Source organism: Vreelandella andesensis (assembly GCF_003989795.1).
Taxonomy (GTDB): Bacteria; Pseudomonadota; Gammaproteobacteria; order Pseudomonadales; family Halomonadaceae; genus Vreelandella; species Vreelandella andesensis.
The window spans coordinates 1-20381 of sequence record NZ_RZHG01000013.1 but is presented as its reverse complement, the minus strand read 5'-3'; the positions used below and the strand labels follow the sequence as shown (position 1 = coordinate 20381).

Annotated in this window: 18 protein-coding genes; 5 read left to right on the top strand and 13 right to left on the bottom strand. The window is 52.9% G+C overall.

The window, feature by feature from the left end:
- The first annotated feature begins 1 nt into the window (after position 1).
- From ELY33_RS06835 to ELY33_RS06820, 4 genes are all read left to right on the top strand, one after another.
- Positions 2-1102 carry a formate dehydrogenase subunit gamma gene (locus ELY33_RS06835; protein ID WP_126945861.1) on the top strand — a complete coding sequence of 367 codons (1101 nt, stop codon included), beginning with the start codon at positions 2-4 and terminating at the stop codon, positions 1100-1102.
- A gap of 87 nt (positions 1103-1189) precedes the next feature.
- A complete protein-coding gene (locus ELY33_RS06830; protein ID WP_126945858.1) occupies positions 1190-1516 on the top strand; it encodes a DUF1244 domain-containing protein in 327 nt (108 codons plus the stop codon).
- 11 nt (positions 1517-1527) lie between these two features.
- On the top strand, positions 1528-2049 hold the full coding sequence (gene moaB, locus ELY33_RS06825) for a molybdenum cofactor biosynthesis protein B (RefSeq protein ID WP_126945855.1): 522 nt from the start codon (positions 1528-1530) through the stop codon (positions 2047-2049).
- Positions 2042-3247, top strand: a complete 1206-nt coding sequence (locus ELY33_RS06820; protein ID WP_126945852.1) for a molybdopterin molybdotransferase MoeA — start codon at positions 2042-2044, stop codon at positions 3245-3247. Before moaB ends, ELY33_RS06820 begins: the two co-directional genes overlap by 8 nt.
- On the opposite strand, the gene ELY33_RS06815 is transcribed toward ELY33_RS06820, so the two are convergent.
- The 13 genes from ELY33_RS06815 to ELY33_RS06755 form a co-directional block, all read right to left on the bottom strand.
- Complete coding sequence (locus ELY33_RS06815) at positions 3236-3646, bottom strand: hypothetical protein (RefSeq protein WP_126945849.1); 411 nt, start codon at positions 3644-3646, stop codon at positions 3236-3238. The genes ELY33_RS06820 and ELY33_RS06815 overlap by 12 nt on opposite strands.
- Before the next feature lie 3 nt (positions 3647-3649).
- Entirely contained in the window at positions 3650-4240 is a 591-nt protein-coding gene (locus tag ELY33_RS06810) for a chemotaxis protein CheW (protein WP_126945846.1), read from the bottom strand.
- A complete protein-coding gene (locus tag ELY33_RS06805; protein WP_126945843.1) occupies positions 4237-6009 on the bottom strand; it encodes a diguanylate cyclase in 1773 nt (590 codons plus the stop codon). The genes ELY33_RS06810 and ELY33_RS06805 overlap by 4 nt, the downstream gene beginning before the upstream one ends.
- 54 nt (positions 6010-6063) lie before the next feature.
- On the bottom strand, positions 6064-6420 hold the full coding sequence (locus tag ELY33_RS06800; protein WP_126945840.1) for a response regulator: 357 nt from the start codon (positions 6418-6420) through the stop codon (positions 6064-6066).
- Positions 6421-6445: 25 nt separating this feature from the next.
- Positions 6446-8608: a hybrid sensor histidine kinase/response regulator gene (locus tag ELY33_RS06795; protein ID WP_126945837.1), complete on the bottom strand. Its 2163-nt coding sequence runs from the start codon at positions 8606-8608 to the stop codon at positions 6446-6448.
- Complete coding sequence (locus ELY33_RS06790; RefSeq protein WP_126945834.1) at positions 8608-9972, bottom strand: CheR family methyltransferase; 1365 nt, start codon at positions 9970-9972, stop codon at positions 8608-8610. Before ELY33_RS06790 ends, ELY33_RS06795 begins: the two co-directional genes overlap by 1 nt.
- A complete protein-coding gene (cheB, locus tag ELY33_RS06785) occupies positions 9969-11036 on the bottom strand; it encodes a chemotaxis-specific protein-glutamate methyltransferase CheB (RefSeq protein ID WP_126945831.1) in 1068 nt (355 codons plus the stop codon). The genes ELY33_RS06790 and cheB overlap by 4 nt, the downstream gene beginning before the upstream one ends.
- A 10-nt stretch (positions 11037-11046) precedes the next feature.
- Positions 11047-13074 carry a methyl-accepting chemotaxis protein gene (locus ELY33_RS06780; RefSeq protein ID WP_126945828.1) on the bottom strand — a complete coding sequence of 676 codons (2028 nt, stop codon included), beginning with the start codon at positions 13072-13074 and terminating at the stop codon, positions 11047-11049.
- Positions 13075-13462: 388 nt separating this feature from the next.
- Entirely contained in the window at positions 13463-14317 is an 855-nt protein-coding gene (locus tag ELY33_RS06775) for a carbohydrate ABC transporter permease (RefSeq protein ID WP_126945825.1), read from the bottom strand.
- Complete coding sequence (locus ELY33_RS06770) at positions 14314-15198, bottom strand: carbohydrate ABC transporter permease (RefSeq protein WP_126946091.1); 885 nt, start codon at positions 15196-15198, stop codon at positions 14314-14316. The genes ELY33_RS06775 and ELY33_RS06770 overlap by 4 nt, the downstream gene beginning before the upstream one ends.
- A 62-nt stretch (positions 15199-15260) precedes the next feature.
- Positions 15261-16544, bottom strand: a complete 1284-nt coding sequence (locus ELY33_RS06765) for an ABC transporter substrate-binding protein (protein ID WP_126946088.1) — start codon at positions 16542-16544, stop codon at positions 15261-15263.
- A 10-nt stretch (positions 16545-16554) separates the two neighbouring features.
- Positions 16555-17694 carry an ABC transporter ATP-binding protein gene (locus ELY33_RS06760; RefSeq protein WP_126945822.1) on the bottom strand — a complete coding sequence of 380 codons (1140 nt, stop codon included), beginning with the start codon at positions 17692-17694 and terminating at the stop codon, positions 16555-16557.
- Between the two features lie 114 nt (positions 17695-17808).
- Positions 17809-19227: a sigma-54 interaction domain-containing protein gene (locus tag ELY33_RS06755; RefSeq protein ID WP_126945819.1), complete on the bottom strand. Its 1419-nt coding sequence runs from the start codon at positions 19225-19227 to the stop codon at positions 17809-17811.
- A gap of 201 nt (positions 19228-19428) precedes the next feature.
- Between ELY33_RS06755 and speB the strand changes: the two genes are divergently transcribed.
- Positions 19429-20379, top strand: coding sequence for an agmatinase (gene speB, locus ELY33_RS06750; protein ID WP_126943425.1), 951 nt, complete (start codon positions 19429-19431; stop codon positions 20377-20379).
- Positions 20380-20381 lie beyond the last annotated feature (2 nt).

The window sequence follows — 20381 nt, the reverse complement described above, 5'->3', positions numbered from 1 at the left end:
CATGAACCTGTTGACTGCACAGGCACCCATCAGGGTGCCGCGCTCAGGTAAAGGGCTCGCCCTGGGCATTTGGCGTTTTTTGGTGGTAGCGCTCGTACTGATGCTTAGCCTTGGTTTCACCCAGTTGGCGGTGGCCCAGGCTGAACCTGATCGTGAAATGCGCACCGCGGCGCCCAGTATTAGTGCTGACCAGTGGCGTCAGGTGCGTAGTGGTGAGACAGACGCCAATTTCCGCGATTCTCGTTTTGACAGTAACTACAATCTCATCAATTCGAGTGGTGAAACCTGGCGGCAACTCCGTAACCGTTGGGTGTCGCCGTTTGGTTTGATTGCGATTGGTGGAATGATCGCGGTGATTGCGCTGTTCTACTTTATCGTTGGGCGTAAACGTCTTGATGAACCGCGTACAGGACGCAAGCTCTTTCGCTGGTCGCTGCTAATGCGTTCGCTTCACTGGACCGTCGCTACCTTGTTTATCACCTTGGCGTTAACAGGCTTGAACCTGCTGTTTGGTAAGTTCGTGTTCCGTACGCTGTTTGGCGATGCCGTATGGGCGTGGATGATCTCAGCGTCTAAAGTGCTGCATAACTACCTTGGCCCGATATTCGGTGTGCTACTCGTTGTTCTGTTAATCAGCCTGCTGAAAGACAACATTCCCAAGAAGCATGACTGGGTGTGGTTTAAAAAAGGTGGTGGTCTGGTAGGTAAAGGGCACGTGGATGCCGGTTTTGCCAACGGCGGTGAAAAAGCCTGGTATTGGCTATTAGCCAGCGTTGGGTTAATAGTTGTCGCTAGTGGTTTCGTGCTGGACTTCCCCAACTACGGTCAAGGCCGCGATACCATGCAGTGGGCGAACATTATCCACGCTATCGGGGCTTTAGGGCTAACTGCTGTGTCCATCGGCCATATCTATATTGGTACCTTGGGTACGGAAGGGTCGATAGAAGGCATGACGACTGGCTACGTAGACGAAACCTGGGCCAAAGAGCACCACAACTTGTGGTACGAAGAAGTCAAAGATCAAGCCATGAGTGAAGAGGAAATGGCGGCACAAAAAACCGGCAGCAACAGTGGTGGAGCTTCCGCCACCAAGCCTAGCTAGCCGGCTTGTGTAACTGCCACTCGACACCGCCCTCGGGCGGTGTCTTTTGTTATGCTGCTCTACCGTTACTTGACGAAAGGATCGCTAATGTCATCGTTTAATGAATTAGACCAAACCACGCGTACGGAGCTAGAAGCCGCCGCGTTTCGTCGTTTGTTACAGCATTTAGACGACAATAAAGAGGTGCAAAATATCGACCTGATGATTTTGGCGGATTTTTGCCGCAACTGTTTATCGAAATGGTTGGTGTCTGCCGCTGAAACGCGCAATGAAGCTCTTAGCTACGAAGAAGCCCGGGAGTATGTTTACGGCATGCCTTATAGCCAATGGAAGGAACTCTATCAGCCGCCTGCGACGGCAGAGCAAAAGGCGGCTTGGGAAGCGCACGATGCCAAAAAGAAAGCAGCCAAATAGGGATGACGCTAATGAGTGAGTCAATGGTACCCCTCAATATCGCTGTGCTTACGGTTTCTGATACACGCACGGAGGAAACAGACCGCTCGGGCCAAACGCTGGTAGAGCGTTTGACCGACGCGGGGCATATCCTGACTGAAAAGCGCATCGTGCCGGATGATGTCTACAAAATCCGGGCGGTCATCGCCCAGTGGATTGCCGACACAGACGTACAGGTCGTGATCACCACGGGCGGTACCGGTTTCACCGGTCGTGATTCAACGCCAGAGGCGGTGTCGGTGCTGCTCGATAAGCGCATAGAAGGCTTCGGCGAGCGCTTTCGACAGCTGAGCGGCAATGAGATTGGTAGTTCGACTATTCAAAGCCGCGCGCTAGGGGGCTTCGCTAACGCCACTGTCGTATTCTGCCTGCCAGGATCAACCGGCGCCTGCAGGATGGGCTGGGACGGTATTTTGGCCGAGCAGTTGGATAGCCGCCACAAACCCTGCAACTTCGCCAATCTGGTCATCCCAGGCCGAGGTCAGCATGGCTGATTTGCAGCCGATTTCAGTCGCGCTTGAAGCGCTGCTGTCAGACGTCCGTGCACTTGAGCCAGAAAGCGTGAGCCTTGAAGCCGCCGCGGGCCGCGTGCTGGCTGAAGCGGTGACGGCGCAGTTAGATGTTCCGCCATTTGATAATAGCGCGATGGATGGTTACGTCCTGCGTGCCAGTGACGCAGGCAAGTGGCTGCCTATCAGTCAGCGTATCGCGGCGGGCAGCCCCGCTGTGCCGCTGGTGGAAGGCAGCTGTGCGCGGATTTTTACCGGCGGTGAAATTCCTCCTGGGGCGGACTGCGTGGTCATGCAGGAGCGGGTAACGCAGGAGGGTGATCGGGCTCTGATTCCCGATGCGCTCCCGGTTGGCGACAATGTGCGCCGTCAAGGGCGTGATGTAAGCCGTGGAGAATTGCTGTTGTCCGCTGGTGAATGCTTGGAAGCTGCCGCGCTGGGGCATTTGGCTGGCCAAGGGATTACTCAGGTGAGCGTGCGCCGTCAGCCTCGGGTAGCGCTACTGTCGACCGGTGATGAGATCATCGACCCTGGCACACCGTTAAAGCCAGGCCAGCTCTATAACTCCAATCGTCCAATGCTCAAGCGGCTGCTGGAAAACTATGGTGCTGAAGTGGTTCAGCTGGTCAGTGTACCTGACGATTATGCTCAAACGGCCATGCTATTAACCCAAGCCGCATCGGTAGCCGATGTGGTTGTCAGTACTGGTGGAGTTAGCGTGGGCGAAGAGGATCATGTCAAGGCCGCGCTGGCGTCATTAGGCCAATTAGATATGTGGAAACTGGCGATTCGCCCAGGGAAGCCGTTAGCACTGGGCCGCTTACCACGTGAAGACGGCAGTGAAGCGCGCTTTGTAGGCCTGCCGGGAAACCCCGTTTCTGGATTTGTGGGCGCTTGGCTGTTTTTACGCCCGTTGATGGGTGCGTTACTTGGCTGCCCTGCGTTGAATGCCTTACCGGCGTTGACGGCCACCGCTAACTTCACGACCCAGACAGGCCCGCGCCAACACTATATGCGTGTGGCGCTGCGCTTTAGCGAAGAGGGCATCATTGCTGAGGCGTTTGAAGACCAAAACTCTGGGGTGCTTTCATCTTGTATTAGTGCCGATGCGTTAGCGGTGATTGATCCGCATCAACAGGTAGAGAAAGGCGCGCTGGTCCGGTGCCTGTGGTTACAGCGTTAGGTCTGGGCTAAGCGCTCCTCCATCAAATAATAGGCGTACTGTTTGATTGGCCAACGTTAAGCCTCGTAGAGCAGGGCTTACGTGTCGTGCGGCAATCAAAGAAGGTAAGGGAAACAGTTCCGTTATTGGTATGTGCGCTAAGGCGACGTCGCCAGAGACACCCAACTGCCAAGCGCCTTGGGCATCTTGAAGCGTGAGCCAGTGAGTCGGTGCTTTATTCAATAATTGAGCGTTAAGCAGCAGGTACTCCGCATTCGCGCAGCGCGATAGGTGAGCCGACTTCGTTAATCCCGCAACGTGACGTGCTTCGATGGCGGCAAGCGTATAGCCAGCACTAAACAGCACTAAAGCAACGTGGGTTGCGGAATCCGAGGCGGGCCCTGGCGTGCCACTTTCCATGGCTTAGCCTAAACCTTGCTGATACGCATTGAATAAAGCGTCTGGATCCAGCAGAACAATGGCAGTACGTTCTACAGAACCGCCGTTGGTCTCTTCTTTGACACACTTACGCTCTTGCGGCGTTACTTCGGGTTGCCATAGGGCAGCCACATAAGGCATCAGCTGGCTGGAAAGGGTGTCGGGTGCGGGTTTTAGTGCGCTGATTGGAATATCGCAAACATCGTCTAAATAATCGATACGGACGGCGCTGCGAATGCCTGCGGCGCTAACTATTAGCAGCATGCCCGTTTGTTCAGCCGGGGGAAGGTCGAGAAGTGCGTGTAGGGTAACTACCGATTCAATATTGCCGCGTAAGTGAATCACACCTTCCGTAGAAGCGGGCAGACCGGGTACGAAATAAACAGGTTGATCACCGCTCAAAATCTCATTAACTGCTTTTCCTGGCAAGGCGAACCGTTGCCCTGCCAGCCGAAATAGCACCCATTGCTGGCAAGGCTCCTCTACGTCGATAATCCTGTCATCGTTACCCTGGCGGGCCAATGCGTCTTCTAGTGAAATAGGCTGATCATCACGCTGTTGATGGGTGTCGGTCATTGTTTTTCCACACCGTGTTGCCCTGGTTCACTATACTCTGCGCCGTTATCGTTATTGATCACCACTTGATTACGACCTTGCTGTTTAGCTAGATAGAGGGCTTGATCCGCGCTTAAGCGCAACGCTTCAGTGGAAGGTTGGCTGGGGAAGCTGCTAATGCCAGCACTGAAGGTGCAGCGAAAGCGTTCTCCGCCGGCATGGAAATCTACCCGTTCGAAATCGTGGCGCAGTTCGTCAATAAGCTCGGCTGCGCGCTTTTCAGTGATCCCTTTTAGTAAGACCACAAACTCTTCGCCGCCATAGCGTCCGATGATGTCGGAGATGCGCAAGCGCGTTTTTAGCAGCCGTGCCAGCGTGATAATGACCTGATCACCCGCTAGGTGACCGTAGGTATCGTTAATCGCTTTAAATTGATCAATATCCAGCATGGCCATGGCATGTTGGCTGCCGTCGCGATAGGCCTGGGCGAGTGTTTTGCCGATAAGGTCAGTGGTGGTGCTATGGTTATAAAGCCCCGTCATGCTGTCCTGGGTCATCAGCGAGCGAAGTAGATGCAAACGCTCGGCGCGCAGCCGCACCGCAGAAACAAGTTCATCAGGAGTAACCGGCTTGGTAATAAAGGCTTCTACACCTGCCGTCATGGCCGAGAGCTGCTTTTGGCTATCGGTTTCGCTGGATAGATAAATGATGGGCAGGCCAATATGCGCGGATTGCTGGCGGATAATCGTTGCCAGCTCTTCTCCAGAACAGACCGGCATGTACACATCAATCAATAGTAAATCAGGGCTAAAGCAATCTAAGGCGCTTAGCGCGTCCGCAGGGTGGTTAACCTGCTGAACGATCATACCTGCCTCTTCAAGTATCAACGAGTGGTAGGCCGCGGCCTCAGGTTCATCATCAACGACCAACACGCGCAGCGGCTCTTCATTCAGGGGGGTGGTAAGTTCATCAATGGCTAACATCAAATCCAAGGGTTTGATGGGCTTGGTAAAGTACCCATTGCAGCCAGCTCGAACGGCACTCAGCCGTGAATAAAAATCGCCGTAGGACGACAGCACAATAGAGGGCAGTTGCTCACCGGTTAATCTATTCAGGCTGGTCAGCGTTTCAGTACCCGCGGTATTACCTTGGGGAAACTGCACATCCATAATGACAGCATCGGGACGGCGGGTAATAACCGCATTAAAAAACGACTCGGTATCTTCAAAATGAACCACTTCATGCCCGAAACAGCGCAGGTGATGTAGCAACTGACCGACTTGGTCGGTCTCATCATCACACAGATATATAAGCCGCTGGCGTTTGCTGCGTGCTGTTGGCGCTACTGACGAAAATTCGGTGCTGTTGAGTGATGCCAACACAGCTTGTTGGCCATTCTGGGACTGTAAATACGCTATCTCTTCATTAAGCTGCTGAAAAAGCTGAGGGATCAGGCTGTCTATGTCAATAAAAGCAGGGTCAATAAAGGCAGGGTCAGCAGAAGCAGGGTCGGCAGAAGCAGGGTCGGCAGAAGCAGACGTTGCCTTAAGGAGTTCTTCGCCTTGGTCGGCCAACATGGCGATTCGTTCAAAGCCCAACGAACGTCCGGTACCTTTCAAACTATGGAAAAAACGGTGAAAGTCGGGGGCTAAGCGTGACTCGGCCTCCGCTGACAGGCGGCTTTGTTGCCACTTTGTTGCGGTTTTCTGTAATCGCGCTGGTAGCTGTTCAATAAAGCGTTGGCGCAGCTGGTTCAGCTTTTCGTGCAGTGTCGGGGCAGTTGATGACATCAGGCTACCTGTTCATGTGGGCGAACGATGCGCTGTAACGTAACTGGCACATGTTCATCCGTTGAGCGCTTGAGTCACGGCATTGCTTAACGTGGACGCTAACTCTGCATTTTTTTGCAAGCAGGCATTTAAGCCTGGTGTTTGCATCAGGGTTGAGTCAGGAGAGTCGCCAGTGAGCAAGATAAACGGCAGGGTAACGTCTTGTTCACGCAACATTTCTAGTAACTCTATCCCATTGATGAGCGGCATGTGCATATCGCTGACAATAAGCCCGATGCTGTCTAGGCTATCTAACTGTTGCGTGGCTTCCATGGCATCATTGGCCATGACCGTTTTATAGCCCTGGAACTCTAGCAGCGTTGCTGTCATTTCACAGGCTAACGGGTCGTCATCTACGACCAGTATTTGCATGATTAATCTCCGTCATGGCGCGTGTTTAACCGAGTAGAGCCTTTAGCGTGTCCACCAAATTATTTTGATCAAAACTGCCTTTGACAATATAGGCATCAGCGCCTACTTCAATGCCGCGCCGGCGATCCGCTTCTTTTTCTCGTGAGGTAATAATGATAATAGGCTTATAACGGTAAGTTTCATTTTCTCGTAGACTGGCGGTCAGCGCGAAGCCATCCATAACAGGCATTTCAACATCGGTAAGCACTGCATCAAACGAATCAGCCAGTGCTTTATTAAGGCCATCCCGACCATTTTCTGCCAGTGTGACCTGATATCCCCACGCTTCTAATACATCCTTTTCAATTTCCCGGGTGTTCAGCGAGTCATCGACAACAAGAATACGATGCGCCTGGGAAGGTTGAACCACGTTAGCTAGCACCCTAGGAGCGTAGCGGCGTGAATAGTCCAACAACGTCGGCACATGCAATAGGCTGACCAGCGTATTGCGCCCCAAGGTGACCATGCCTGACACCAGTGGCAAATGGCGTAAATGTGCGGGCAACGGCTTAATCACCATATCGCGTTCATCCACCAACGCATCAATAATTAACGCCAATTTTTGATGTCGTTGATGTACGACAAGTAATAGTAAATTATTAGACGCATTGGGCGCGTAAGAGAGCCCCAATAAGGCCGCAAGTGAAACGACCGGCACAAATTCGTTACGCAGGATGAGTGTTTTTTGCCCAGCCGCATCGATAAAGTCAGTTGATGCATGCTCTACAAGCTCTGACACGTAGGGCGCTGTTACACCTAACGTGACAGTGCCCACGTTGATCAATAAAACGCGCATCATGGCCAGCGATAAAGGTAGCCGCAGCGTGAAGCACGTGCCTTTACCAGGATGACTGGTTAGACGTAAATCACCGTTGAGTTCGTCAATGACCGTTTGTTTGACGACATCCATCCCCACGCCTCGGCCTGAAAAATCGGTAATCAGAGGTTTGGTTGAAAAGCCGGGCAAGAAAATAAGTTCTAAGGTTTCCTGCTCGGTTAGGGTAAGCAACTGCTCTTCACTAAGCAGCTGCTTAGTGAGCGCCTTTTGGCGTACCGCTTCCAAGGAAATACCTGCGCCGTCATCGTGCATTTCAATCACTACCCAACGGCCGTCTTGCCATGCCTCTAGCGATAGCTGGCCCCGGGTAGGTTTGCCTGTCGCCTGACGTTCTTGGGGGGCTTCCAAGCCGTGATCTAGCGCATTGCGCAGTAGATGAATTAGTGGGTCTGACAAACGGTCTATCATTTGCCGGTCAAGCTCGATTTCACTGCCGCGAACACGGCAATTAACTTGTTTGCCTAGCGAGTGGGCAAGGTCTCTAGCCATTTGGGATAGCGGATCAAACACCACGCTAAGCGGCAACATACGCATCTGCAGGGCGCGGTCATGAAGATCGCTCATTAGGCTGTCGTGGGAAAGCACACTGTCCTTCAATTCGCGGCTAAAGGCATTAAAGGGTGCCTGCTGATCGCTGGGTAACGAAGCGCCGAGATTCCGTGCCTGCTCAACCAGTGAATGTAAATGATGGTGCCCCGATAGTACTTCTCCCATCAGGCGAATAACGTCATCCAGACGGTCAAGACGCACCCGAACCGTATCCGTCAAACGCAACTCTTGAGCGGCAAGCGCTGCGTTTTTTGTTGCAGCGCTTTTTGTTACAGCGCCTGGAGTTACATTCTTGGTGTTATCGTTCTCGGTTTTATCGTTCTCGGCGGCGGCCGTTTGAGGAAGAGAACAGAGAGTGGGAGACAGCTTTCCCGCAGCGGCGTTTTCCAGGGCTTGGCAAAGTTGCTGGTCGGCCTCGGGTAGCTCTGCTGGAGAAACACCCTGGGCAAGTTGGCTAACCAGATCAGACAGCGCATCCGTGGCTTGATTAAGAAGGCTCGTGATATCAGGCGAGGCGGTTTGCGTCCCGTCGCGTAGTGCGCTTAGCAGTTCTTCCGTGCTGTGGGCGATCGCTGTAATGGGCGCCAGCTTCAACATACGTGAAGAGCCTTTCAGCGTATGAGCAGCACGAAATAGCGCATTGATACGTTCTTGATCGGTATCGCCTTGCCCAAGCGCCTCGATACCTTCTCTTAGCCGTGGCAAGTGGTCTGACGCTTCTTCAACAAAGCGCTGAATAAAGCGTTTAATATCCAGTGCCATTAACCCACTCCCTGTGTCGTTGCTTGTGCACTAAGGTAGCGAGTTGCCAGAAAGTAGGCATCTCCCGGGGGAATAGGTGGTGTAATAACGCTCAATCCGCCATTGGCCTGTTTTGAGGCATCCAGCAGGCGAATAACTGCCGCATAACCACGCTGTGGTTGTTCGGGGGCATTGCTAAGCTCGCCTAGCCGAAAGAGTTCCGCTTGAAAAAAGTGAGCTGGCCAGCATTCTGGGGCGATATAGATGGCTCGTTTAAAGTAGTCGAAGGCCTCAGCAAAGTTCTGCTGCCAACGAGCGACTAAGCCTGCCAGCAGCAGCGCATCCACATTCCAAGGCTGTTGTGTTAACAGATTAGAAAGTAGGGCGGTTGCTTCTGAAAATGCGTTCTGATTCAGCAGCTGATGTGCCTGCTGCAAGGCAGTGTTAAACGAGGCTATCGGCTTGGACTCAGGTTCGTTCTCAGGTTCGTTTTCAGACGGTTGTGGATGAGTGCCTAACAATGCGGGTGGGGCTGGCCATTGATCGCCGTCAGCCAGTGGTTCATCGTCGGCAGGTGGGGCGCTGGGAAGCGTATTTTCCTGGAAGAAGAACACTCCCTGGGCCTGCTGCAGTTCCAAAACGCCTAAGTCGTTGCCCAATGTTTCCGTAACACCACACACCAGAACCCCGCGTGGTACCAGCAGTTGTTTCAAGTGGCGCTGTATATCGCGACGGGTCGTTTCGTCGAAATAAATGGATACATTGCGGAACAAGATAACGTCAAAGGGACCGATGTTATTGGCGTCTGGGTGTAATAGGTTGAATGAGCGGAAAGTTACCCAATGGCGAAGCGTGTCATCTATTTTGAAGCGTCGGCCTTCTGGGTGAAAATAACGGCGTTTAAGCGTGGGATTAAGGGCTCGAAACGACATACCGGTGTAAATGCCGTTTTGGGCTTTACTCAGTACCTGCTGATCAACGTCGCCACCGGTAATTTGAAACAGTTGTTTGGCACGCTCACCGTAGCGCTCAAACAGCGCGATAGCGACACTATAAGGCTCTTCACCCGAAGAACATCCGGCGCTAAAAATAGCCAATGGCTTACCTTTTTCAGCCAGCCGCTGGGGAAGGTGTGCATCGGCTAACCAATGGAGTGCCTCAGGTTCGCGATAAAAGTAGGTTTCGTTCACCGTTAACTGACTAATAAAGCGATCAAACATCGCGTCGTTTTGCTCTAGTTGCGCAATGAGCGACGGTGTGTTGGTAACGTTGGTTTCTGCTTTAAGTGCATCAATTGCTTTTACTAGGCGGGCTTCAGCAAGCCCCTCTAAGTGCAAACCGCAGCGGCGATGGACTAGCTCCTTGAACGGTGTTAGCGAACTCATAACGGTTTCGTCCAGGTAGCCTGCCGTTGCCCATTGGTCTCACGAATGAGTCTGCCAGGTAGCTCATCAAGGGAAATAACATGCTGGATAACACCGGCACTAACCGCTTCTTGGTTCATGCCATAAATAACAGAACTGGCTTCGTCTTGGGCAAAGGTATTGCCGCCGGATAAGTGAATAGCGCGCATGCCGTTGACACCATCGCGCCCCATGCCGGTTAAAATGACCCCAATCGCTTCCGGTCCGTAAGCATCAGCAACGCTGGTTAACAGCGCATCGCAACTGGGGCGATAAAGCGAGTTATCCGGACTCTGCTGAAGCTGGAGGCGGTGATATGGGGTGACATGTAGGTTACTCTCCGATGGCGAAAGATAAACACAGCCCGGCCTGAGCGGTTCTCCATGTTGAGCAACGCGCACCGGCATCGCACAGAGCGATGCCAGCCAGTGTGCCATACCTTCAATGAAACCATGGCTGATATGTTGGGCAATTACCACGGGAGCAGGAAAGTTGGCCGGCAGCTTGCTAAGTAAATGGGCGAGCGCTTGTGGCCCACCGGTTGAACAAGCAATGGCGATGATGCGCTGGAAAGCTTTCGGCACAGTAGGGTGATGGTTAGGCGGTGCGGTTACCGACACTACCGGCATGGCGGGGCTTGATCGGCGTCGTAGGCGGGTAATAACCGCTACCCCCGAAAGAAGTCGAACACGCCCGAGTAGTCGTTGTGCATCTTCGTCATCTAGATTCGGTTTCTGCATCACCTCTAGCGCGCCAACATCGAGTGCGCGGTAGGCTGTCTCTGCATCAGAACGGTCGCTTACCACTAGGATTGGAACCCCTTTGGTATGCATGATTTCTTCAATGGCGCTGAGACCGTCCATTACCGGCATATTCAAATCCATTGTGATCAGTTGCGGCGATAAGCGACGGGCAAGCTCCACCGCTTCACGCCCATTGCTGGCTTCACCAACAATCACAATGTCGCCATCGCGGGTGAGGATGTCGCGCAGCACATCACGTGCTAGTTGGCTGTCGTCCGCCATCACTACCCGAATTGCACTCATCGCAGCATCCTCACGAAGGGCGTTGGTGGTTTGTATCCTGTTGAGCCAGTTTAAATTCCTGCACCAGTGCATTTAACGCTGCTGACATGCTGATCATATCTTGGCTGATCTCGGTAATACTGCGTACTGACTGTGCATTACGCGAACTGGCTGTATCGATATCCCGGAGCGCAATGACTACCTGATTACTGGCTGTTTTTTGCTGCTGGGTTGATAGTGATATCTGTTGCGCTGCGCTACTGGTTTGGCTAGCCGCTTTGAGTAGTGCATCCAGGTCTTGGGCGGTATGAATACTGACTTCAACGCCTTTTTCTATCGAAGAAGCTCCCTTTTCAGAGGCGACAACTAAACGGTTAATCGCGTTTTGAATGTCTTCGGTGTGGCCTTCTATCTCTTGGGTTGAGTCAGTGACGCTATCTGCTAAACGACGTATTTCGTTTGCGACAACGGAAAAACGGCGGCCTGACTCGCCCGCACTTGATGCTTCTAGAGCTGCATTAAAAGCAATCAGTTTGGTTTGCGCAGCTAGCGTGTTAATCAGCTCCATGACCTTGCTGATTTGTTTAGACTTAGCACCCAGCGCCATGATTTCTGCCAAACTCTGTTCGCTATCGCTGCGGATATCCTGCATTTTTGACTGAAGCATCTGCATCGCCGTGCTGCCCTTACGGCTGCGCTCCAGCGTTTGATTAGCGACCTCCACCACCGATTGCGAGTGGTCAGCGATTTGTGTGGAGGAGGTTGAAAGTTCTTCCATGGTCGAGGTGATTTCAGCGACGGATGACGCCATTTCTTCTACAGCGGCGGCCATTGTTTGGTTTGCTTCATGGCGGATGTCACCGCCTTGAATACCCGATAGCCCCGCCGTTTGCGCAAGGCGATCTGCTACTTGGGTGAGAGCCAGTGCGTTTGTGGAAACCGCCATAATGGTACGAGACAACCGCGCTAATAGTTCGTTAGTCTGATTCGCTAAATCGCCAATTTCGGCCTGGTCATCTGTTTCTAAGCGGCGTGACAGATCAAGGTTGTTGGTAATCTCTTTGAGTTGGCGCTGAAGTCGAATTAAAGGTCGAATCAAGCTGCCGGTGAGTGGGTATAAAATTATTAGCCCAGCCAAGAGAATCAGCAACCCGATGCCGGTAGATGCAAAGAAGCGCTCTCTGATGGGGCTTAAATATTCCTCTTTTGAGACTTCAATCATCAAATAGCGCTGCAACTCGGGTAACCAGCGGGTAGAGACTAAAAGGGTTTGGTTATCGCGTTGGATCTCGCGCACACGAAGTTCAAGGTCGCCTTGCAGCAAATCACCCGTCTTTTGGCTTTGAAGTGCCGCAAGTGATGTCTCATCGCTGCGAATAAGCAGCTCACCTTCCTCATTGAGTAACGCGGCGCGGCCTGTTTCACCTAATCGGAAGTCTTCAATTAGCTGCGCCAATCGAGAAAGATCTAACCCTGCACCCGCGACTATAAGTGGGCGGCCATTGAGTGCTTGTTCACGGCTACGAAAATTTAAAAAGACAAACGCTTCTTCAGGTGAAAATGTATCGCTGTCTAGGTTTAGATCATAAGCCATATCGCTGTCGGTAAATTGATAGTACCAATCATCATCGCCGCCAGGCGCTTGCAGCGTACGCTCTAGAAATTCTCCATCTCGGTACTGAAAGTAGTAGCCGCGACCTTGATATTGAGCAGCGATAAACAACAGTTCGGTATCGAGTTGTGCCATCAAGCGAGACAAATAGCGCATGATATCTGGCTGCTCGGTGTCTGGTAGCCCATCGCGCGCCCACTGCTCAATGAAGTAGCTGTCGGCTAGGCTCTCTGACAATGCTAGCGCTGGGCTCAGTCGAAGGGTTAGCCGTGTGGCAAGGCTTTCTACTTGGTTAGGCAATTCTTCGTTTAGTAAGTTTTCTAAGCGTTCCTGGCTATATGAGCGGGCCTGCAGATAAAGCGCTAGCAACATAGCCAGTGCCAATACCGTTCCAAACGAGATAAACAGTCGTAACCGTAATGGCAAGGATTTCCAACGCGCTGTCATTATCGCTTCTGCTCCAAGTTAACCGTTGACGCTAGTCAGTAGGAAAGTACTAATGCTGATTACCTAGTATTAAATAACGTTACTAGTTATAGATTATAAGACGATTTCAGCGGCTTTTATGAAGGTTGTCCAGTTTTCTCATTAACGCTACACCACGCCGCCGCCAAAAAATGTGGCTAAGGGCCGCACTATTGAATGAATTCAAGCGTTAAGAATGGTCGCCAAAGCGGCGCAAGTGTGGCGTGGCTGCGTGACTAGCTGCATTAGCGCCTTGTGAAAAAGCGGGGTAAGTAGTCGAAAATCGCTAATATTGTTATATTTTGTTACTAAAAATAGTAGATAAATCGATTAACCTCTAACTCAATGGGCGGGCGGTAAGGTAGCGGTCTTATCGAATCCCCGCCCTTAAAAACGACTGCACGAATTGGCGCTGGAAGAGCAGAAAAGCGATGAGTAGTGGAGCGATACTTAGCAGCGTAGCGGCGCTAACCGTGGCCCAGTTCACGCCGGTTTCTGGGGCAGAGAAAACGCCCAAACCGACGGTTAATGGGCGGCTTTCTACTGAATTGGTGACCACCAGTGGCCACAGAAAGTTATTCCAATGGTGGCTGATGGAGACCAGACCGTAAGCGAGGTAAGTAGGTTTGGCGAGAGGAACGTAAACCTTCCAAAGAATTTCGAGCCAGTTACAGCCTTCAATGCGGGCTGCATCTTCGAGTTCCCTGGGGATCGTTTTAAAGGTTTGGCGCAGCAAAAAAATGCCGAAGGCACTGGCAACATAGGGCAGTCCAATACCGGTAATGGTATTGATGAGACCCAGTTCGCTGGCGATTCGGTAGTTTTCAACAATCAGTACTTCGGGAAATACAAAGAGCTGAATTAACACCAGCATAAACAGCACATTTTTGCCGGGAATAGGAAAACGCGCAAAGGCAAACGCCGCCAACGTGCACACGATAAACTGGGCAAGCACCACCGTTGTGACCAGCATGAAGGTGTTTAGGTAATAACGAGCAAAAGGGGCTTGCCCCCAGGCGTCAGCGAAGTTCTCTAACGTTAATGGCGCAAACAGCGTAAAACTCACCATAAATTCGCTAGGGTGAAACGCCGCCCAAAAGGCGTACAGCAGCGGAAAAATCCAGATGAGCGCCAGCAACCAAGCCGCAATGGTTTCAAGCGATGGCACTGAAAAAAAGCGCGCGCGGGGCGGGTGTGTTTTTGAATGCGACAAGGTTGAACTCATTGGTAATGTGTCCTGCGGTCGAGAACAGTGAACTTCAGCGTGGCCACTACCGCGAGCACAAGCAAAATAACCACGGTGATGGTGGCTGCCATGGTGCGGTCGAAGAATGAGAATGCGTTCTCGTAGACGTAATAAAGCAGCAGGTTAGTGGCGTTATTCGGGCCGCCCTTGGTCAAAATAAACAGATGGTCGACGACCCGTACGGCATTAATCAGCGCATTGATCAGCACAAATAGCGTGGTGGGCATCAGCAGCGGAAACGTTACCCGCCAGAAGAAGCTCCAGCGGCTGGTGCCTTCAAGGTCAGAAGCCTCCTTCAATTCTGGCGGAATTCCCTGCAGCGCCGCCAGATAAAAAATCATAAAAAAACCGGCTTCTTTCCATATCGACATCACAATCACAGAGCCAAGCGCCACGCTTGGATCGCCAAGCCAATTCACCCCGGAAAACCCGAGTATGCCAAGTAGCTTGTTGAACAGGCCGATTTGCGGCGCGTAGAAGAACATCCAGATATTAGCGGCAGCGATCATCGGCAAAATGGTCGGTGTGAAATACGCCATACGCACAAAGCCACGCCCGCGCAATTTGCCATTCACAAACAGCGCCATTGCCAATGCCAACGCTAGAGACGTAGGAATCGTGCCGAGCGCATAGAGTAGGTTGTTACGGGCGACCTTCCAAAACGTCGGGTCTGAAAACAATACCTGATAGTTTTCTAGCCCTACAAATTGAGTGGGCGCACCCCGAAACCCAGGTAAAAATAAGCTGTTGACCACAGTGGCGATAGTGGGCAAGTAAGCGAAGGTGGCAAGCAATAGGGCGGCGGGCAACAGCAACAGTGCGCCATAAAGCTGCATTTTGCGGTGGTCGGTGAAGGACATAATTACATACCGCTCGTTGAAAGCGCCGGGGCGAACCCCGGCGAACGGATCCATGAAGTACGTTAGCGGGCGTAGCGACGCAGCACGCTGTCGGCTTCTTGCTGCGCTTGGTTCAGCGCTTCTTCTGGTGAAAGCTGGCCAGTGAGTGCCGCTTGAACGGCGTTATCCAGTGCGCGACGAATACGGCCACCCTGGTAAGTAGAAAGTTCTGCCGTACCATGTTCCAACTGGTCGCGGGCAACGGCTGCCGGTGGGAATTCTTCTACATAGCGTTGCAGTGCGTCGGTTTCGTACGCAGCGGGGCTGACACCCATGTAGCCGGTTTCAATCGACCAGGCGGCAGCGCGCTCAGGGGCGGTCATCCAGCGAATAAAGGTCATCGCCGCGCGCTGCTCTTCTTCCGTCGTATCTTCAAAAATGTAGAAATTGCCGCCGCCGGTAGGGCTGCCGCGCTGGGTGCTCATTGGCAGCATGGCGACGCCAAAGTCGAACGCTGCGTCACTTCGCACGGCAGTCAGGTTGCCGGTGGTGTGCCACATCATCGCGGTGGATTGTTCGAGGAAGTTCTGGCGTAAGGTGCCCCACTCAATGGTGCCGCTTGGCATGGCTTCATGTTCTGTGGCCAGCGACACCCAGTATTCAAGCGCTTCAATGGCGGCAGGGTCGTTAAAATATACCTCGGTACCATCGTCACTCATCAAGCGGTGGCCATTTTGGAAGGCGAACGCCTGAAACATCCAATAGGGGTAGCCGGTAGAAGGCACCATCACACCCCACTGCTCGCCATTAGAGGCTTCGCGCACGGTAGCGGCCATGTCGGCCATCTGTTGCCAGTTTTCAGGGGGCGTTTCTGGGTCAAGACCTGCCGCTTCAAAAGCGTCCTTGTTCCAGAACAGCACAATGGTTGAGCGCTGGAAGGGGATGCCGTAAGTTTTACCATCCAACTGGCCATTTTCCATCAGGCCTGGGTAGAAGCTGTCGAGCCACTCACGCTCTTCATCGGTTTCGACCAGATCGTCGAAGGCGACAATAGCGTTTTGCTCAATTAACTCGTAAAGATCAATAGAAAACAGCACCGACAGTTGCGGCGTATCGCCTGCTGCGATGGCCGACATCGCGCGTACGCGGGTGTCATCATAATTGCCAGCATAGATCGCTTCTACATCGATATCTGGGTGTTCGCTCTCAAACTCTTCAACCAAGTCATCGACCACATCGGTAAGCGTACCGCCCACCGCGACGGGGTAGTACATGGTGAGTACAGTAGGGTCGTTGGCGGCGGCCTGACCGGCACTTAGCAGGCCAGCGGTAAGTGCAGTAAGAGCAAAGGGGATACGGGCACGCATGGGAAATACCTCAACGTTGGGGTTGGAGCTGCGGGTGGGGCGAAGCGCTTTCCGCTGACAGTGCAGCGGCAGGTAGTAGCGAGTAAGCGGTGAGGTCATCACGGCGCAGACCGTCCCCACCAAATAAATGAGCAGCCTCGGCTGTCCAGCCGATCCGACACTGCTGGCCAGCCAGCCTGTGGCGGCCGCTGAGACGAACCCGCAGGGTATGATCACCTATCGCTAGGTGAGCAATGGTATCGGCACCCAGGTATTCATCGCTGACCACCAGTGCGGGCACGCCAGTCGTTGACGTGGTGCTTAGCGCGATATCCTCGGGGCGGATGCCTAACTGTCCGCCGACGGCTTCTAATGGCGCCACCGATGTGTGCGGCTCACCTACGATAACGGCCCCCTTTTCGCCTGCTTCCAGCGGCAGTAGGTTCATGGCCGGGCTGCCAATAAAGCTAGCGGCGAAGGCGCTGGCCGGGCGGTTGTAAAGCTCGTCAGGTGTGCCGTCTTGAACAATTTTTCCCTGCTGCATCAAAATCACGCGGTCGCCCATGCTCATGGCCTCGACCTGGTCGTGAGTAACGTAAATCACCGTCATATTTAAGCGGCTTTGCAGCGCTTTAATTTCCCGGCGCATATCGCTACGCAGCCGCGCATCTAGGTTGGAAAGCGGCTCATCCATCAAGCAGATCGGGTGCTCGGAGATAACAGCGCGCGCTAGCGCCACCCGCTGGCGCTGACCGCCAGAAAGCTGGGCAGGTTTGCGGTGCAGGTAATCGGTTAGATCCACCAGTTCGGCGACGTGGGCTAATCGCTGGCGCTGCTCGGCCTTGGGTACGTTGCGGCTGCGTAGGCCAAACACGATATTGTCGGCAACGCTCAAGTGCGGAAACAGCGCATAGGACTGAAACACCATGCTCAGCCCGCGGTCGCCGGGGGGAAGGCGGGTAACGTCGCGCTCACCTATATAAATTTGCCCGCTGCTGGCCTCTTCCAAACCTGCCACCATACGCAGCGTGGTAGATTTTCCACAGCCAGATGGTCCCAGCAAAATAACGAATTGCCCAGGCGTGACATCAAACGAGATGTCATCGACAGCGGTCGTCGCGCCCCAGCATTTTGAGACGCGATCCAAACGGATACGCGATTGGTTTGACATAGCACACACATCGTCAGCTGTTGGTTGTTATTGGTTCAGCTTGTATTGCAGGTGTTGCCATTGTGTGACACTTATATGGATGGTTGATTACGCTAGCGGTGTCAAGCGTAAAATTTACTTAGCGACTTTAATGCCATAGCGCTGCAGCCTGCGCACCACGCTGGATTGGCTGATACCTAGCCGCTCAGCGATAGCATACGTGCTGGGAAGCGTTTTGCTTAATTCTTCTAGTGCTTCGCGCTCTAGCCTCGCGAGGTAGTGCTTGAGGGATTCATTTGGTGCTAAAGCGACTGTCGAGGCGGGCGTTGAGGTATTCGCTACGTTCGTGGAAGGCGGCTCCTCATAAGGATGCGTATCAGGTGTTTCGATTTGGTCGGTTGGACTGGACAGCCAAGCCCTTTCCAGCCAGTTTTCAAGCTCGCGAACGTTGCCTGGCCAGTCGCTGCCCATCAACGTTGACCATACCTGGTTATCCAGGATTTTTTGCCGCCCATAGCGTTGGTTAAGACGCGCCAAACAGGCTTCCACAAGATCAGGAATATCTTCTCGGCGGTCGCGCAGCGGAGGAAGCGTGACCGGTATGACGTTAAGGCGGTAGTAAAGATCCAAACGAAATAATCCCGCTTCTACTTGCTTCGCTAAATTCTGGTTCGTGGCGACGACTAAGCGAAAGTCCACTTTGCGGGGGCGCGTGTCGCCTAGCCGAGTAAGGCTGCCGTCCTGAATGACTTTTAGCAGTTTCGTTTGCATTAAAAGAGGCAGCTCACCGATTTCATCGAGAAACAGCGTGCCGCCTTCTGCCTGCTCTAATAACCCTGCTTTTCCTTGACGAGCCGCGCCGCTGAAGGCACCTGGTTGATAGCCAAACATCTCAGACTCAAATAAATTTTCAGGGATAGCCGCACAGTTCACCTCAATAAAGGGGTGGTTATGGCGCCTGCTCCAGCGGTGCAGCTGTTTGGCAAACGCGGTTTTCCCCACGCCTGACTCGCCTAGCATCAATACATTGGCGTCCGAAGGTGCGACGCGTTTGAGCAGTAGGGCGACTTCGCGCATGACGTGGCTTCTCGCTTGCAGGTCATCCAACGCATCGTCCAGCGCTAGTTCCTCGGCATCGGGAGCTGCTTGGCTGCGCTTTAAGTGCTCACTAAAGCGCTTCTGGAGCAGTGCATATTCGTCTTGTAGTAACTGTAAATCGGTTAGGTCTCTGGAACGGCTAATCACACGTTCGAGTTTTCCATTAACAAAGACGGGATAGGCTTCAGCAATCACACGACGTCCGGTGCCGGTTACCTGCATGAGTTGCGCTGGCTGTCGGGTGCGCATCACTTCTAGGGTAATAGAGGGCTTCAATATGCCTGCTTGCTGAAGTTGGTAGACGCTACTGCCTAGCAGCTCTTCTCGAGGCGCGCCATAAACAGCTTCAGCGCCGGGGCTAATATCAAGTACCTGGCCTTCGCCGCTGACAATAAAAAAATGATCGTTAGCGGTTTCAACAATGGTTTTCAGTACGCACTGATCGATCTCACTCACGGCGATTGCCTCTTGAATAATAAATAATTCATTTTTGCATTAATAATTCATTTTTGACTTAATTTCATGTGTTTTTGATTCATTTTTGCATTATTGGTGACTGTAAACCCTACCATCACCACATTCAGAAACTTGGCATGTTCTGTGCAAGTGTTTGTTATCAGTACGCAATGCAGTGTGAACAATTCCAAGGAGAACTGTATGTCTGAACTTAACCAGCCGTTAGGCGGTAATAGCATGCCGCGCTTTGGTGGGCCCGCCACCATGATGCGTTTACCCACCCAGGAAAGTGCCGCAGGCTTAGATGCTGCGTTTATCGGTATTCCAATGGATATTGGCACGTCTAACCGTCCTGGTACACGGCTTGGCCCCCGCCAAATTCGTGATGAATCACGCATGCTGCGCCCTTATAACATGGCCACCCGCGCCGCGCCTTTTGACAGCCTACAAGTCGCGGATATTGGCGATGTGCCGATCAATACCTTTCACCTGCCTAAAAGCGTCGACATTATTACCGCCTTTTACGATGAGGTGCTGGCGCATAACTGTGTGCCATTAACATTAGGTGGTGAGCACACGCTAACGCTTCCTGTATTGCGTGCTATCGCGAAAAAACATGGCCCGGTTGGCTTAATCCATATTGATGCCCATGCCGATGTGAACGATCACATGTTCGGTGAGCCGATCGCCCATGGCACGCCGTTTCGCCGCGCCCAGGAAGAAGGCCTGTTAGCCCACGGCAAAGTGGTGCAGATCGGTCTTCGTGGCACGGGTTATGCCGCCGAGGATTTTGACTGGTGCCGTGATCAAGGGTTTCGTGTTGTTCCCGCCGAAGAGTGCTGGTATCGCTCGCTTGCCCCCTTAATGAAAGAAGTGCGCGAACAAATGGGCGATACCCCGGTGTACATCAGTTTTGACATCGACGCCTTAGATCCATCGCTTGCCCCCGGTACGGGCACGGTAGAAATGGGCGGGCTGACGTCTCCACAGGCATTAGAAATTGTGCGTGGTGCGGCAGGGCTAACGATTGTTGGCGCCGATTTGGTAGAAGTATCGCCCCCCTATGACACGAGCGGCAATACGGCGCTGATCGGTGCCACCTTGCTGTACGAAATGTTGTGTGTACTGCCAGGCGTTAAACGCCGCGGCTAATC

Coding starts and splice junctions, on each gene's coding strand:
- ELY33_RS06800 (WP_126945840.1), bottom strand. CDS start 6,420: ATGCAAATACTGGTCGTAGATGACGACCCGTTAGCCTGTGAAATGACA.
- ELY33_RS06775 (WP_126945825.1), bottom strand. CDS start 14,317: ATGAGTTCAACCTTGTCGCATTCAAAAACACACCCGCCCCGCGCGCGC.
- ELY33_RS06830 (WP_126945858.1), top strand. CDS start 1,190: ATGTCATCGTTTAATGAATTAGACCAAACCACGCGTACGGAGCTAGAA.
- ELY33_RS06760 (WP_126945822.1), bottom strand. CDS start 17,694: ATGTCAAACCAATCGCGTATCCGTTTGGATCGCGTCTCAAAATGCTGG.
- cheB (WP_126945831.1), bottom strand. CDS start 11,036: ATGAGTGCAATTCGGGTAGTGATGGCGGACGACAGCCAACTAGCACGT.
- ELY33_RS06795 (WP_126945837.1), bottom strand. CDS start 8,608: ATGGCACTGGATATTAAACGCTTTATTCAGCGCTTTGTTGAAGAAGCG.
- ELY33_RS06805 (WP_126945843.1), bottom strand. CDS start 6,009: ATGTCATCAACTGCCCCGACACTGCACGAAAAGCTGAACCAGCTGCGC.
- ELY33_RS06790 (WP_126945834.1), bottom strand. CDS start 9,972: ATGAGTTCGCTAACACCGTTCAAGGAGCTAGTCCATCGCCGCTGCGGT.
- ELY33_RS06835 (WP_126945861.1), top strand. CDS start 2: ATGAACCTGTTGACTGCACAGGCACCCATCAGGGTGCCGCGCTCAGGT.
- ELY33_RS06780 (WP_126945828.1), bottom strand. CDS start 13,074: ATGACAGCGCGTTGGAAATCCTTGCCATTACGGTTACGACTGTTTATC.
- ELY33_RS06820 (WP_126945852.1), top strand. CDS start 2,042: ATGGCTGATTTGCAGCCGATTTCAGTCGCGCTTGAAGCGCTGCTGTCA.
- speB (WP_126943425.1), top strand. CDS start 19,429: ATGTCTGAACTTAACCAGCCGTTAGGCGGTAATAGCATGCCGCGCTTT.
- ELY33_RS06815 (WP_126945849.1), bottom strand. CDS start 3,646: ATGGAAAGTGGCACGCCAGGGCCCGCCTCGGATTCCGCAACCCACGTT.
- ELY33_RS06770 (WP_126946091.1), bottom strand. CDS start 15,198: ATGTCCTTCACCGACCACCGCAAAATGCAGCTTTATGGCGCACTGTTG.
- moaB (WP_126945855.1), top strand. CDS start 1,528: ATGAGTGAGTCAATGGTACCCCTCAATATCGCTGTGCTTACGGTTTCT.
- ELY33_RS06765 (WP_126946088.1), bottom strand. CDS start 16,544: ATGCGTGCCCGTATCCCCTTTGCTCTTACTGCACTTACCGCTGGCCTG.
- ELY33_RS06810 (WP_126945846.1), bottom strand. CDS start 4,240: ATGACCGACACCCATCAACAGCGTGATGATCAGCCTATTTCACTAGAA.